General features: G+C 64.9%; 16 protein-coding genes. 8 read left to right on the top strand and 8 right to left on the bottom strand.

What is annotated here, in order from left to right; translation table 11 throughout:
* Positions 1–130 precede the first annotated feature (130 nt).
* The gene (locus AC4PTO_RS09025; RefSeq protein ID WP_492727853.1) at positions 131–385 is read left to right on the top strand and encodes a hypothetical protein; all 255 of its coding nucleotides are present in this window, start codon (positions 131–133) and stop codon (positions 383–385) included.
* Positions 386–497: 112 nt separating this feature from the next.
* On the opposite strand, the gene AC4PTO_RS09020 is transcribed toward AC4PTO_RS09025, so the two are convergent.
* On the bottom strand, positions 498–695 hold the full coding sequence (locus tag AC4PTO_RS09020; protein WP_492727852.1) for a DUF1127 domain-containing protein: 198 nt from the start codon (positions 693–695) through the stop codon (positions 498–500).
* Between the two features lie 85 nt (positions 696–780).
* Here AC4PTO_RS09020 and AC4PTO_RS09015 point away from each other — a divergent pair, with 85 nt between their 5' ends.
* The 5 genes from AC4PTO_RS09015 (at position 781) to AC4PTO_RS08995 (ending at position 5,566) form a co-directional block, all read left to right on the top strand.
* Positions 781–2,187 (top strand): aminotransferase-like domain-containing protein, encoded by a 1,407-nt coding sequence (locus AC4PTO_RS09015; protein ID WP_492727850.1) that lies wholly within the window; start codon positions 781–783, stop codon positions 2,185–2,187.
* Positions 2,184–2,672, top strand: coding sequence for a hypothetical protein (locus AC4PTO_RS09010; protein ID WP_492727848.1), 489 nt, complete (start codon positions 2,184–2,186; stop codon positions 2,670–2,672). Before AC4PTO_RS09015 ends, AC4PTO_RS09010 begins: the two co-directional genes overlap by 4 nt.
* Positions 2,673–2,787: 115 nt before the next feature.
* Positions 2,788–3,672, top strand: coding sequence for an ABC transporter permease (locus AC4PTO_RS09005; protein ID WP_492727847.1), 885 nt, complete (start codon positions 2,788–2,790; stop codon positions 3,670–3,672).
* Complete coding sequence (locus AC4PTO_RS09000; RefSeq protein ID WP_492727845.1) at positions 3,669–4,475, top strand: ABC transporter permease; 807 nt, start codon at positions 3,669–3,671, stop codon at positions 4,473–4,475. The genes AC4PTO_RS09005 and AC4PTO_RS09000 overlap by 4 nt, the downstream gene beginning before the upstream one ends.
* Before the next feature lie 14 nt (positions 4,476–4,489).
* On the top strand, positions 4,490–5,566 hold the full coding sequence (locus AC4PTO_RS08995; RefSeq protein ID WP_492733593.1) for an ABC transporter ATP-binding protein: 1,077 nt from the start codon (positions 4,490–4,492) through the stop codon (positions 5,564–5,566).
* A 148-nt stretch (positions 5,567–5,714) separates the two neighbouring features.
* Here the strand turns inward: AC4PTO_RS08995 and typA are convergent, their stop codons facing one another.
* The 4 genes from typA to AC4PTO_RS08975 all read right to left on the bottom strand — a co-directional run bounded on the left by typA (position 5,715) and on the right by AC4PTO_RS08975 (position 9,854).
* The gene (gene typA / locus AC4PTO_RS08990; protein ID WP_492727843.1) at positions 5,715–7,532 is read right to left on the bottom strand and encodes a translational GTPase TypA; all 1,818 of its coding nucleotides are present in this window, start codon (positions 7,530–7,532) and stop codon (positions 5,715–5,717) included.
* Positions 7,533–7,593: 61 nt separating this feature from the next.
* Positions 7,594–7,929 carry an SMR family transporter gene (locus AC4PTO_RS08985; protein ID WP_492727842.1) on the bottom strand — a complete coding sequence of 112 codons (336 nt, stop codon included), beginning with the start codon at positions 7,927–7,929 and terminating at the stop codon, positions 7,594–7,596.
* A gap of 4 nt (positions 7,930–7,933) precedes the next feature.
* Positions 7,934–8,536: a YitT family protein gene (locus AC4PTO_RS08980; RefSeq protein ID WP_492727840.1), complete on the bottom strand. Its 603-nt coding sequence runs from the start codon at positions 8,534–8,536 to the stop codon at positions 7,934–7,936.
* Between the two features lie 103 nt (positions 8,537–8,639).
* Positions 8,640–9,854, bottom strand: a complete 1,215-nt coding sequence (locus AC4PTO_RS08975; RefSeq protein WP_492727839.1) for an NADP-dependent isocitrate dehydrogenase — start codon at positions 9,852–9,854, stop codon at positions 8,640–8,642.
* A 205-nt stretch (positions 9,855–10,059) separates the two neighbouring features.
* Between AC4PTO_RS08975 and AC4PTO_RS08970 the strand changes: the two genes are divergently transcribed.
* Entirely contained in the window at positions 10,060–10,734 is a 675-nt protein-coding gene (locus tag AC4PTO_RS08970; RefSeq protein ID WP_492727837.1) for a hypothetical protein, read from the top strand.
* Here AC4PTO_RS08970 and AC4PTO_RS08965 read toward each other — a convergent pair whose 3' ends face one another.
* From AC4PTO_RS08965 to AC4PTO_RS08955, 3 genes are read right to left on the bottom strand one after another with little or no spacing between them, the layout of a single operon-like run.
* A complete protein-coding gene (locus AC4PTO_RS08965; RefSeq protein ID WP_492727836.1) occupies positions 10,735–11,313 on the bottom strand; it encodes an HD domain-containing protein in 579 nt (192 codons plus the stop codon).
* Between the two features lie 36 nt (positions 11,314–11,349).
* Positions 11,350–11,616, bottom strand: coding sequence for a hypothetical protein (locus AC4PTO_RS08960; protein WP_492727834.1), 267 nt, complete (start codon positions 11,614–11,616; stop codon positions 11,350–11,352).
* Position 11,617: 1 nt separating this feature from the next.
* Entirely contained in the window at positions 11,618–12,277 is a 660-nt protein-coding gene (locus tag AC4PTO_RS08955; RefSeq protein WP_492727832.1) for an alpha/beta hydrolase, read from the bottom strand.
* Between the two features lie 215 nt (positions 12,278–12,492).
* Between AC4PTO_RS08955 and iscR the strand changes: the two genes are divergently transcribed.
* The gene (gene iscR / locus AC4PTO_RS08950) at positions 12,493–12,951 is read left to right on the top strand and encodes a Fe-S cluster assembly transcriptional regulator IscR (protein WP_492727830.1); all 459 of its coding nucleotides are present in this window, start codon (positions 12,493–12,495) and stop codon (positions 12,949–12,951) included.
* The last annotated feature ends 80 nt before the right edge of the window (positions 12,952–13,031 follow it).

The raw sequence follows: 13,031 nt of genomic DNA, 5'->3' as shown, positions 1-13,031 counted from the left end.
GGCGGTGTTGCGGGGGCGACTCAGCGTATCGGTGAAAACGCGGCGATGACGCGGCTGTGTATTGACCGAAAGACCGGGCGCCCGCATGGTTTTCTGACCGACATATAAAAACAATTCGGGCAGTTTAACGATGGCACAATCCGTATTCCACAGCCCCTCTGGGGGCTTCGATCTGCTTGGCCTGCGCAAGGGGCGCCAGGGCGGGGTCGAGATCATTTATGACGATGGCGTCGCGCGGCGCATGGTCTGGCGCGTCTGCGGCGCGGTCAACGAAAGCCAACTGGGCGATGCCCTGGCGCGCGCCGTCCGAAATACACGCGTGATTCCGGCACTTTACGCCGAGTTGAAGAAACGCTCGATCGCGGTCGAGGCCGTTCTCGGCTGATCGGTCCTGCGGTGTGATGTGAAAGGCCGGGCGTTGCGCCCGGCCTTTCCGCATAAAAAATGACCGGGATGCCCCGGCCAAGGAAGAGGTGCCGTCAGGGGACGATCGGCGCCTATTCGATCCAGAAGGGGCGCGCGGCCTCGCGCGCGGCGTGGTTCGCATCAACCCCGATGTCACGCAGCAGGCGCGGGTCAAGCTGCGCCAGGGCGGCACGGCCGCGCCGACGCTGAGCCCATTCCCGCAGCACGTTCAGAACCGCCAGCGGCCGCATCGCGGCATGGGCAGAGCGTTTGTGGATGAGGCTGGACATGTCGCACCTTGCGTGTTGATACAATATCGGTCATTCTCTAAGTGTATAAATACAAAAGCCGCACAATATGGTCCAGAGAAACATTGTGACTGATACAAAATGGCAGCCGGATCTTGCCCGCCACACCGGGCCGAAATACCTGTCGCTGGTCAGGGCGCTGCGCGATTCCGTCCGGCGCGGCGATCTGGCGCCTGGCGCGCAGCTTCCTACCGTGCGCGATCTGGCATGGCGCATCGGGGTCACGCCGGGCACCGTTGCGCGGGCCTATCAGATCGCCACGCAAGAGGGGCTGGTCGAGGCCGCGGTGGGCCGCGGAACCTTCGTCGCCGCCCGCAGCCGCAGGCTTGGCCCGACCGAGCCGCTTTACAACCAGCCGCTGACCGATCCCGAGGGCACGGGGGTGATCGACCTGCGCTCGCCCCAGCTGCCCGATGTGGGGCAGGCCGATGCGCTTGCCCGCGCGATGATGAAGGCCGCCGAAGAGGTGGGCAAACACTATCTGGAATATCCCGGCCTGCGCCGCGACCGTTACTGCCGCGAGGCCGCGCTGGAATGGTTCTCGGGTTGTCGCATCGGCCCGGTCTCAGAGGATGACCTGGTGCTCAGCCATGGCGGGCAGAACGGGATCAACATCGTGCTGCAATGCTGCCTGCGCGGCGACCGGCCGGTGGTCTTCGCCGAAGAGCTGGCTTATCCCGGCTTTCGTCACGCCGCGCGGCTGAACCGGGCCGAGATTGTGCCCATCGCGCTTGACGAAGAGGGGATGATCCCCGCGGCGCTGGATGCGGCCTGCCGGCGCCATGGTGGGCAGGTGGTCTGCATCACCACCGAGGCGCAAAACCCCACCACCGTGCGCATGGGCGCCGAGCGGCGGGCCCGGATCGTGGCGGTCGCCCGCGAGCACGATCTTCAGATCCTCGAGGATGACTGCTACACCGCGCCGTTTTCCGGCCTGCCGGCGCTGCGCGCGCTTGCGCCAGAGCGGTGCTGGCACGTTTCCAGCCTGTCCAAGACGATTTCGGCGGGGATGCGCTTCGGGATCGTGGTCTGCCCCGTGGGCATGGGCGAGGCCGGCCGGCTGGCTGCGCAGCACAGCTATTTCGGCCTTGCGCGCCCGGTGACCGACATCATCACCGGCCTGTTCCGTTCGGGCGAGGCGATGGCGCTGCGCCATTCGGCGCAGGAGGTGATGGCACGGCGCCAGGCGATTGCGCTTGAAACCCTTGCGCGGCACGACGTTGCCTCGCAGCCGGGGCTGTCCTTCCTGTGGCTGCGCCTGCCGGTGGGCTGGCGCGCCTCGACCTTCACCCGCACCGCCGAGGCCGAGGGCATCCTGCTGCGCTCGGCCGACGAATATGCCCTTGTCGACGGCCACGCGCCAAGCGCGGTGCGCATCGCGCTTGCCGGGAGCGTGGGCGAGGCGCGCTTCAGCGCCGCCATCGCACGGCTGGCGCGCCTTCTGGACAACCCGCCCGGAGACCTGCCGGTATGAGCGCCGAGGACTGGTCCGAACGGTTCCTGACGCATTACATCGCCGGGGCGTGGCGCACGCCGCTGTCAGAGGTAATGTGCCCCACGCGCCATGCCGGGGCCTCGGTCGTCCTTGCCGGACGGGCCGATCTGGAGCGCGCCCGACAGGCAGCCATGGCGGCGGCGCAGGAATGGCGCGCGCGCGGGGTGGCGGCCCGACAGACGGCACTGGATTCGCTTGGGGTTGCGGAAGCGGGGGCGGAGACCGGCGGTCCGGTCCTGCTGTCCTGTTCGGGCCGCACCGCGCCCGATACACGCGCGCTTGGCCTTCTTGCGGCGGGCGATCCGGTGATCGTGCTGGGGCAGACCGCCGATCCCGAGCCCGCCTTTCGCTTCCTTGCCGCCTGCCACGCCGCGCGGTTGCCTGCGGGCGTGGTCGCGCTTCTTTACGCGCAGGACCATGCCGAAGTTGCCGCTACGACCGGCCTGCCTCTTTTCTGCGCATAGCCCGGCGGCCCACCTGCGTGCCCCGTGATGCCCTCTTTCCTCGGCGCGCGGCATGTGCCAACCTGCTGCAAACGCACCGAGTTCAAGGCGTGCGCAGCAGGGAGTTTGCTGTCCGATGGCGACAGGTTCACGTCTGAGTCGATTGACCCGGTCCGAGGCGTTCAACGGCTATGTGCTGATCAGCCCCACGGCGATCTATGCGATCCTGATGCTGGCCGCGCCGCTGGTCACGATCCTTGCCTTCTCGTTCTTCAAGGACGGCTATCTTACGATCATCCGCGAATTCACCTTCGAGAACTACATCGCCACATGGACCGACCCGATCTTCCGCGCGATCCTGTGGCGCTCGCTCTTGGTGTCGGGGCTGGTGACGCTGGTGACGGTGCTTCTGGCCTTCCCGATCGCCTATTACGTCTCGTTCCATGTGGCGTCGTCGAAAAAGTCCCGCTGGCTGTTTCTGATCACGATCCCGTTCTGGACCTCGTATCTGATCCGCGTTTTCCTGTGGAAGGTGATCCTGGGCTATAACGGCGTGATCAATTCGGGCCTTGATATCCTGGGGCTGATCGAGGCGCCGCTGCAAATGCTCAACTCGGTGGGGGCGATCGCGGTGACGCTGGCCCATGCCTATGCGCCCTTCGCCATCCTGCCGATCTTCGTCAGCCTCGAAAAGATCGACCGCTCGCTTCTGGAGGCGGGGCAGGACCTGGGCGAAAGCCGCCTGATGACCTTCTGGCGCGTGACGCTGCCCTTGGCGATGCCGGGCGTCGTGGCGGCGGTGCTGATCGTCTTCATCCCGACGATCGGCGATTACGTCACGCCCGAACTGATCGGCGGGGGCAAGCTGCCGATGGTGGCCAACATGATCCAGGCGCAGATGCTGCCGCTGGACAACAAGCCGCTCGGCTCGGCCATCGCGGTGTCGGCGATGGTGGTGGTGACGGTGGTGTCGCTGGCCTTCCTGTTCCTCAACCGGCGTTTCCTGAGGGGGCAGAAATGAAGTTCTCTTCCCTGCGCATCTATGCGCTTGCCTATCTGCTGTTCCTTTACGCGCCGATCATCCTGCTGCCGCTTTTCGCCTTCAATGACGGCACGATCATCGCCTTCCCCCTCAAGGGGTTCACGCTGCAATGGTTCTCCGAGATGTTCGCCAACCCGACGCTTGGCCGGGCGCTGCGCAACTCGCTGATCATTGCGGTCTCCTCGGCGATCATGGCGACCACGCTGGGGATCTTTGCCGCGCGCGCGGGCACGCGGTTCCGGTTTCCGGGCAAGGGCGGGATCCTGGGGCTGATCATGCTGCCGCTGGTGCTGCCCGAGATCATCGTGGCGGTGTCGCTTCTGGTCGTGCTTCTGGGCCTTGGGGTGAACCTGTCGATCTTTACCGTGATGCTGGGCCATATCCTGATCGCCACGCCCTATGCGATCGCCATCCTCAACACGGCCTTCGCCTCGCTTGACCGCAGCCTGGAAGAGGCCGCCTACGATCTGGGCGAAAGCAAATGGTCGACCTTTCGGCTGATCACGCTGCCCTTGGTTATGCCGGGGCTGATCTCGTCCTTCCTGATCTCGTTCACCATCTCGCTAGACGAATTCATCATCGCCTTCTTCCTTGCGGGGAACGAACCCACGCTGCCGACCTATATCTTCTCGCAGCTGCGTTTCCCCAAGCAGATCCCGATGATCATGGCGCTCGGCACCGTGCTTGTGCTGGCCTCGATCGTTCTTCTGACCATCGCTGAATATTTCCGCCGCCGCGGCATCGCGCGCGCAGGTGGCAAGGATACCGGAGGCTTCCTGTGACCAACCGTCCCAACATGATCGAGTTTCAGGACGTCCATAAATATTATGGCGAGTATCACGCGCTGCGCGGCATCACCGCGAGCATCCGCGCGGGCGAGTTCTTCTCGCTGCTCGGCCCGTCGGGCTGCGGCAAGACCACGCTCCTGCGCACCATCGCGGGGTTCGAGGATATCTCGTCCGGCGCCGTTCTGATCGACGGCAAGCACATGGAAGGCGTGCCCGCCAACAAGCGGCCCACAAACATGGTGTTCCAGAGCTACGCGATCTTTCCGCATCTGAGCGTGGAGCAGAACGTGGCCTTCGGCCTGCGCCGCGACCCGCGCGCGCAATCCGAAAAGGACAGCGCCGTGGCCGAGGCGCTGGAGATGGTGGGGCTGAAAGGCTATGGCAAACGCGCGGCCCACGCGCTTTCGGGCGGCCAGCGGCAGCGCGTGGCGCTTGCCCGCGCGCTCATCCTCAAGCCCAAGGTGCTGCTGCTGGACGAGCCGCTCTCCGCGCTCGACAAGAAGATGCGCGAACAGATGCAGGTGGAACTGATCAAGCTGCAACGCCAGGTCGGCATCACCTTCGTCCTGGTCACGCACGACCAGGAAGAGGCGCTGGTGATGTCCGACCGGATCGCGGTGATGTTCGAGGGCGAGATCGCGCAGCTGGCCGATCCCGAAACCCTCTATCGCCGCCCCAACTCGCGCCGCGTCGCCGATTTCATCGGGGTGATGAACTTCCTGCCCGCCCGCGTCCTGGGCGAGGCGGGCGGCCATATCCAGCTCGAGGCCGCAGGGCTCGGCCAGTTCGAGATCGAACCCGAACAGGCCCCCGGTGCGCCCACCGGCGATGCCGCCTCGGTCGGCTTCCGACCCGAAACCCTCACGATCCTCTACGAAGGCCAGACCGCCACCGACCGCGAAACCCCCGGCACCATCGACGAGGTCGTCTATTATGGTGACATGACCTATTACGACGTGAAACTGGACGGGGTCGAAAAGCCCGTCCGCATCTCGATGCGCAACGTTTTCGGCCGCCCGGTCCTCGATGTGGGCACGCGCACGCGCGTGGCCTGGTCGCCGGGTGCGCTGGTCCTTTTCCGCTAGAACAGCCGGGGACCGCCGGGGGCTGTCTGCCCCCGGACCCCCGAGGATATTTTGGCAAAGATGAAAGGGCCTCGTGCTTTCACCAGAGCGGAAATATCCCGGGGGGTGAATGCTCTGAAAGAGCAGAGGGGGGCAGAGCCCCCCTTTCTCATTCGGATCTGGACATGCGCTTGCGTTCGTGCGGATCGAGGTAGCGCTTGCGCAGCCGGACGATCTTGGGCGTGACCTCGACGAGTTCGTCATCGTCGATATAGGCGATGGCCTCTTCGAGGCTCATGCGCACGGGCGGGGTCAGGCGTACGGCCTCGTCCGTGCCCGAGGCGCGGACGTTGGTCAGCTTCTTGCCCTTCAGCGGGTTGACCTCGAGGTCGTTGTCGCGCGAATGCTCGCCGATGATCATGCCGGTATAGACCTCTTCCTGCGCGCCGATGAACATCTTGCCGCGCTCTTCGAGGTTCCACAGCGCATAGGCCACCGAGACGCCGTTCTCCATCGAGATCAGCACGCCCTGGCGGCGGCCCTGGATCGGGCCCTTGTAGGGCGCCCAGTCGTGGAAGATCCGGTTCAGCACGCCGTTGCCGCGCGTATCGGTCATGAATTCGCCCTGATAGCCGATCAGCCCGCGCGAGGGGACATGCGCGACGATGCGGGTCTTGCCGTGGCCGGCGGGGCGCATCTCGACCAGGTCGCCCTTGCGCGGGCCGGTCAGTTTCTCGATCACGGCGCCGGAATATTCGTCATCGACATCGACGATGACTTCCTCGACCGGCTCCAGACGCTCGCCGCCTTCCTCGCGGAAGATCACGCGCGGGCGCGAGATCGACAACTCGAACCCCTCGCGGCGCATGTTCTCGATCAGAACGCCCATCTGCAATTCGCCCCGGCCCGAGACGATGAAGGCATCGCCCCCGGGGGTGTCCTCGACGCGGATCGCCACGTTGGTTTCGGCTTCGCGCATCAGGCGTTCGCGGATGACGCGGCTTTGCACCTTGTTGCCGTCCTTGCCGGCAAGGGGGCTGTCGTTGATGCCGAAGGTGACCGAGATCGTCGGCGGGTCGATGGGCTGGGCGGGCAGGGCGGTTTCCACCTCGGGCGCGCAGAGCGTATCGGCCACGGTGGCCTTGGTCATGCCGGCGATGGTGACGATGTCGCCCGCCTCGGCCATGTCGATCGGCTGCTGGCTCAGGCCGCGGAAGGCGAGGATCTTGGTGCAGCGGAACTGCTCGATCCGCTCGCCGGTGCGCGACAGCGCCTTGAGGGTTTCGCCCACTTTCAGGCGGCCGGATTCAACCCGGCCGGTCAGGATGCGGCCGATGAACGGGTCTGCGCCAAGGGTGGTAGCAAGCATCTGGAACGGCTCTGCCGCGCGGCTTTGCTGTCTGGGCGGCTCCACATGGCGCACGATCAGATCGAACAGCGCCGAGAGATCCTTGCGCGGGCCGTCAAGCTCGGCGTCGGCCCAGCCACCGATGCCCGAGGCGTAGACATGGGGAAAGTCGAGCTGTTCGTCCGAGGCGCCCAGATTGGCAAAAAGATCGAACACCTCGTTGAGCGCGCGGTCGGGTTCGGCGGCGGGCTTGTCGACCTTGTTCAGCACCACGATCGGCTTCAGACCAAGCGCGAGCGCCTTGGAGGTCACGAATTTCGTTTGTGGCATCGGCCCTTCGGCGGCGTCGACCAGCAGGCAGACCCCGTCGACCATGGACAGGATCCGCTCCACCTCGCCGCCGAAATCGGCGTGGCCGGGCGTGTCGACGATGTTGATGCGCGTGCCCTTCCACTCGACCGAGGTGGCCTTGGCCAGGATCGTGATCCCGCGCTCGCGTTCGATGTCGTTGCTGTCCATGGCGCGCTCGGCCACGGCCTGGTTTTCCCGAAAGGCGCCGGATTGCTTCAGAAGCTGGTCAACCAGTGTCGTCTTGCCGTGGTCAACGTGCGCGATGATCGCAATGTTGCGAAGGTCCATATGTTCCCGCCATTTGATGCTGCGGTGCCGCGCATAGTCGAATTCCGCGGCGATGGCCAGACTAATGCGCAGAGACGCCGGAAAAGAGATTGATGATCAGGATGCCCGCAACGATCAGCCCGATCCCCAGAAGCGCCGGGAAATCAAGACGCTGGCCGAAGATCAGAAAGCCCGAGGCCGAGATCAGCACGATGCCGATCCCCGACCACAGCGCATAGGTGACGCCAAGCGGCAGCACCTTCAGCACCAGTGTGAAGAACCAGAATGCCGCGCCGAATCCGACGAAGACCCCGACCGTGGGCCAGAATCGCGTGAATTGCTGGCTGGCTTGCAGGCAGGTGGAGCCGAAGGTCTCGAACAGGACGGCGATCAGGAGGTAGGCATAGGTTTTCAGCATGGCGTCACGTTGCGATGTAGCGGTCGCGCCGGTGATTGAACGCGATCACCATATTCGTGACCAGCGCCCCAAGGAAGGACCAGGCCACGGTTTGCACATCACGCAGCAATAGCGCCAGCGAGAAGACGCCGATATCGAACAGGATCTGGGTCCAGCCGGCGCGGAACCCGGTCTTGTCCTGAAGGTAAAGCGCCACGATGCCGACGCCGCCCAGGCTCGCGCCATGGCGAAACAGCGCCAGCAGCGCCGAGCCCGAGACGAAGCCGAACAGCACCGCCCCCACCGCCGGATGCAGGGTTTCAAAGCTGACATAGCGCGGCAGGATCATCGAGGCCGCCGACAGAAGTGCGACCGCCACGAAGGTCTTGAGAACGAAGACCCGCCCCATGCGGAGATAACCGAGCCAGTAGAAGGGCAGGTTGATCAGGAAGAAGACGATCCCGAAGCTCCAGCCCGTCGCGTAAGAGATCAGCACCGCAAGCCCCGCGGTCTGGCCGGTGACAAAGCCCAGATGGGTCAGGATCACGATTCCGAAGGCCGCCATAAGCCCGCCATAGGCGATGCCCTGCGCGTCTTCGAGGGGGGAGTGCTGGTTCGTGTCGGTCATGATGCGAGATGTCTCATGCGCCGCGCGCCGCCGCAAGAGGGGCCATGCACAGCGAAAAGGGCGGCGCCACCGGCGCCGCCCCTGATGTGGATCGCGTCCGCGATCAGCCCTTGAGGGCCTTGTTGAGGTATTCGTCCACCTTTTCCAGATAGCCCATCGTGGTGAGCCATTTTTGGTCGGGGCCGACCAGCAGCGCGAGGTCCTTGGTCATGAACCCGTCCTCGACGCATTGCACGGTCACCTTCTCCAGCGTTTCGGCGAAGGTTTGCAGCGCCGCGTTGTTGTCGAGCTTCGCGCGGTGCTTCAGGCCGCCGCTCCAGGCGTAGATCGAGGCGATGGAGTTGGTCGAGGTTTCCTTGCCCTGCTGGTGCTGGCGGTAGTGGCGCGTCACGGTGCCATGCGCCGCCTCGGCCTCGACCGTCTTGCCATCGGGCGTCATCAGCACCGAGGTCATCAGGCCAAGCGAGCCGAAGCCCTGCGCCACGGTATCGGACTGCACGTCGCCGTCATAGTTCTTGCAGGCCCAGACATAGCCGCCCGACCATTTCAGCGCGCTTGCCACCATGTCGTCGATCAGGCGGTGCTCGTAATGGATGCCGGCCTTCTTGAACTGCTCTTCGAACTCTTCCTCATAGACCTTCTGGAACAGATCCTTGAAGCGGCCGTCATAGGCCTTGAGGATGGTGTTCTTGGTCGACAGGTAGACCGGCCAGCCCTTCAGCAGCCCGTAGTTCATCGACGAGCGCGCGAAGTCGATGATCGACTGGTCGAGGTTATACATGCCCATGGCCACGCCGGCGGCGGGGGCGTCGAAGACCTCTTTCTCGATCACGGTGCCGTCCTCGCCGACGAATTTCATCGTCAGCTTGCCCTTGCCGGGGAACAGGAAGTCGGTCGCGCGATACTGGTCGCCGAAGGCGTGACGGCCAACCACGATCGGCTGGGTCCAGCCCGGCACAAGGCGCGGCACGTTCTTGCAGATGATCGGCTCGCGGAAGATCACGCCGCCAAGGATGTTGCGGATCGTGCCGTTGGGCGAGCGCCACATCTGCTTGAGGCCGAATTCCTCGACGCGGGCCTCGTCGGGGGTGATGGTGGCGCATTTCACGCCCACGCCGTATTGCTTGATCGCATTGGCCGAGTCGACGGTGATCTGGTCGTTGGTGCGATCACGTTCCTCGATGCCCAGATCGTAGTATTTCAGGTCGATATCGAGATAGGGCAGGATCAGTTTCTTCTTGATGAAATCCCAGATGATCCGGGTCATTTCGTCGCCGTCAAGCTCGACGACGGGGTTCGCTACCTTGATCTTGGTCATGGTGCCCTCTCGGTTTGGGTGACTCGCTGCGCGGGTCTTAGCGGAAATCGAAGCGTTTGGGAAGGGCGGTATGCGGTTGTATACCGAAAACTTCGGGATCGGGCGGCCCGGCCCCCGGCATCTTCGCGCCGGCGGCGCGACCGCTCACGAGAGCGTGCGGGGGCAGGGGCTTCTTTTAGGGCCTGAAATGCGTAGAGATACGGGTATGCGTATCAGAACCTGCCTTGCCGGATTGTGTCTTTTGTTGTGCGCCGCCCTGCCTGCGGCGGCCCAGGGCCTGCCCGGCGTGCCGCGCGGCATGGTGTCGGTGAACAACCGCATCTGGATCGACCGCAACACCAGCGCGGCCGAGCGTAAGGAGATCGTCCGGCGCATCGCCGCGGCCGAGGCCGGTATCGCCAAGGCCTTCGGCAAGCGCCGCTCGGCCCCGTTGTGGCAGATCTGCGCGACAAGCGCCTGCGACAAGGCCAACGGCATGAGCGGTCGCGCCATGACCTACGGCCCGATCCTGATCACCGTAACCTCGAAAGCGGTCAAGGATGGCAAGACCTATCTGCACGAACATGCCCATGCCGAGATGGCAAGCGCGCTGCCGCTGAGGATTGGGGCGACATCACGCCTGCCGAACTGGTTCGACGAAGGGCTGGCCACGATCGTGTCGCGTTCGGCCGGATACCCCAAGAACCGCGCGAAAGAGTGCAAGGCCGTGGCGAAACAGCCGCTTCCCAAGACACGCAACGATTTCGTGCGCCTGTCGAAAAAGGGCGGCTCGACCAGGGTCTACCTACGTTCGGCCTGTGCGGTGCTGGAATGGCTGGATGCCGGGCGCAGCCCGGCCGATGCGCGCGCCCGGTTGCGGGCGGGCAAGCGGCTGCCCTGATCAGCGCCCGAACCAGATCCGCGCACGGGCATTGACCCAATCCCACAGGGCCGGGGCGCCGCGCGCAACCTTGTGGCCCACCCGCGCCTCAAGCTGCTCGTAGGTTACGTCATAGTCGATCCAGGATCCGCCGCCGCTGGCAAGGTTCTGCACCACCGGCTGCACCCGGTCGAGCGATTTGGCAAAGACGGCGTCGGGCGATTGCGCGGCCTCGAACTCTTCCCACAGGGCGCGCAGGTCGGCCCCCAGATCGGCGGGCAGAAGGCCGAACAGGCGGTCGGCGGCCTCGGCTTCGCGGGCGGCCTGTGCGGCCTCGTCGGGATTGCCGTGGATCGGCACGTCGCCTGCGTCGATCTCGACGATGTCGTGCAGGATCAGCATGCGCATCACCCGGTCGATCGACACATCCGGCCCGGCCTGATCGGCCAGCACCAGCGCATAAAGCGCAAGGTGCCAGCTGTGCTCGCCCGAATTCTCGCGCCGCGACCCGTCGGTCAGGGGCGTTGCGCGGATGACCTGCTTCAGGCGGTCGGCCTCGTTCAGAAAAGCGAATTGCGCGGCAAGCCGGTCTTCAGGCATGGATGGCCCCCGATCCGGCCGACCGGCGCGGCGCGCTCAATGCCCGCCTGCTTCGGTTTCGCGCGGCGCAGAGGGCGCCTTGGCGCCGGTGCGCCGCGCCTTGAGCGTCTGTTCCAGAAAGCTGCGCCCGCGCGCCTCGGCCATGCGCAACCGGATCGAGGTCAGGAACGCTTCCTGCAAGGAAGGCGAGGAAGTGCCGAGCACCTTGCCGATCTCCATGAAGAAGCGATCGTCGTCAAGCTCCTTCATCGCCTCCATCGTGTCGAAGGCAAGCGCGTCGGCCAGCTCGTCGATCAGGGCCATCTCAGCGCGACCCCTCGGTCAGGCGCCGGCGGACATAAGCCTGCACCGTCTCGATCATCGGGTTCATATGCGCCTCGTCATCCTTGAAGAAATGGTCCGCGCCCTCGATCTCTTCGTGGGTGATGGTGATGCCCTTCTGCTCGCGCAGCTTGGACACGAGGCTGTGGGTATCCTTGGGCGGCGCCACGCGGTCGGCGGTGCCGTTGATGATCAGCCCCGAGGATGGGCAGGGCGCAAGGAAGCTGAAATCGTAGATATTGGCCGGCGGCGCGACCGAGATAAAGCCGGTGATCTCGGGGCGGCGCATCAGAAGCTGCATGCCGATCCAGGCGCCGAAGCTGAAGCCCGCCACCCAGCAATGCTTGGAATTGGGGTTGAGCGCCTGAAGGTAATCCAGCGCCGAGGCCGCGTCCGACAGCTCTCCGATGCCCTGGTCGTATTCGCCCTGGCTGCGGCCGACGCCGCGGAAGTTGAAGCGCAGCACCGTGAAGCCAAGCCGGTGAAAGGCGTAGTGCAGGTTGTACACGACCCGGTTGTTCATCGTCCCGCCATATTGCGGATCGGGATGCAGGATGATGGCGATCGGCGCATCGGGGGCCTGCTGGGGATGGTAGCGCCCCTCAAGCCGCCCTTCGGGACCGGGAAAAATCACTTCGGGCATTGCTCTGGCCTCATTCCATGTCGCATCGGTCGCAGGGGCAGGCGTGGCGCCAAACTTGACGCTTTCGCTCGGAACCCCTAGGACGGGTCCAACTCCGGCGGGATGCCGGACTTTCGGTTCGAATTGAGTTAAGCGGCCATCGCAGCGGCGTCAATGCTCCGCCGGGGAAAATGCGGTCATTGGAGCGTTCCGGTGCGGCACCGGCGGAGGATGAGATGAAGCTATCTACCAAGGGGCGGTATGCCATGGTGGCCCTCGTCGATCTGGCGACTGCGGGCGACTCCCAGATGACCTCGCTGTCCGAGATCTCGCGCCGGCAGGACATCTCGCTGCCCTATCTCGAACAGCTCTTCGTGCGCCTGCGCCGCGCCGGGCTTGTCAGCTCGGTGCGCGGCCCGGGCGGCGGGTACCGCCTTGCGCGCGCACCCGGCGATATCCGCATCAGCGAGATCTTCGAGGCCGTGGACGAAACCGTCTCGGCGCTGCATGTCGGGGCAGGGGCGACGGGCGGCATTTCCGGCAGCCGCGCGCAGTCGCTTTCGAACCGGCTGTGGGAAAGCCTGTCGGCACAGGTTTTCGTCTTCCTGCACCAGACGACGCTGGAAGACGTGGTCCAGAACACCCTGAAACCCTGCCCGGCGGTGCCATCGCTTTTTTCGGTCGTGGACGAATGACCGCGCGCGGCGCACATGGAACCCGCGGAACGCTTCGCGGAGGATATTTGGGCAAAGGTGAAGCTGCATTCATCTTCGTC

Source organism: Rhodobacter maritimus, from assembly GCF_058747975.1.
This window is presented reverse-complemented; position numbering and strand designations above follow the sequence as displayed.

Excerpts from the sequence above, each read along its gene's own strand:
- AC4PTO_RS08960 (WP_492727834.1), bottom strand. The coding sequence starts at position 11,616 with ATGGCCCTGATCGACGAGCTGGCCGACGCGCTTGCCTTCGACACGATG.
- AC4PTO_RS08985 (WP_492727842.1), bottom strand. The coding sequence starts at position 7,929 with ATGCTGAAAACCTATGCCTACCTCCTGATCGCCGTCCTGTTCGAGACC.
- AC4PTO_RS08995 (WP_492733593.1), top strand. The coding sequence starts at position 4,490 with ATGATCGAGTTTCAGGACGTCCATAAATATTATGGCGAGTATCACGCG.
- AC4PTO_RS08955 (WP_492727832.1), bottom strand. The coding sequence starts at position 12,277 with ATGCCCGAAGTGATTTTTCCCGGTCCCGAAGGGCGGCTTGAGGGGCGC.
- AC4PTO_RS08970 (WP_492727837.1), top strand. The coding sequence starts at position 10,060 with ATGCGTATCAGAACCTGCCTTGCCGGATTGTGTCTTTTGTTGTGCGCC.
- typA (WP_492727843.1), bottom strand. The coding sequence starts at position 7,532 with ATGGACCTTCGCAACATTGCGATCATCGCGCACGTTGACCACGGCAAG.
- AC4PTO_RS09020 (WP_492727852.1), bottom strand. The coding sequence starts at position 695 with ATGTCCAGCCTCATCCACAAACGCTCTGCCCATGCCGCGATGCGGCCG.
- AC4PTO_RS08975 (WP_492727839.1), bottom strand. The coding sequence starts at position 9,854 with ATGACCAAGATCAAGGTAGCGAACCCCGTCGTCGAGCTTGACGGCGAC.
- iscR (WP_492727830.1), top strand. The coding sequence starts at position 12,493 with ATGAAGCTATCTACCAAGGGGCGGTATGCCATGGTGGCCCTCGTCGAT.
- AC4PTO_RS09010 (WP_492727848.1), top strand. The coding sequence starts at position 2,184 with ATGAGCGCCGAGGACTGGTCCGAACGGTTCCTGACGCATTACATCGCC.
- AC4PTO_RS08965 (WP_492727836.1), bottom strand. The coding sequence starts at position 11,313 with ATGCCTGAAGACCGGCTTGCCGCGCAATTCGCTTTTCTGAACGAGGCC.
- AC4PTO_RS09005 (WP_492727847.1), top strand. The coding sequence starts at position 2,788 with ATGGCGACAGGTTCACGTCTGAGTCGATTGACCCGGTCCGAGGCGTTC.
- AC4PTO_RS08980 (WP_492727840.1), bottom strand. The coding sequence starts at position 8,536 with ATGACCGACACGAACCAGCACTCCCCCCTCGAAGACGCGCAGGGCATC.
- AC4PTO_RS09025 (WP_492727853.1), top strand. The coding sequence starts at position 131 with ATGGCACAATCCGTATTCCACAGCCCCTCTGGGGGCTTCGATCTGCTT.
- AC4PTO_RS09000 (WP_492727845.1), top strand. The coding sequence starts at position 3,669 with ATGAAGTTCTCTTCCCTGCGCATCTATGCGCTTGCCTATCTGCTGTTC.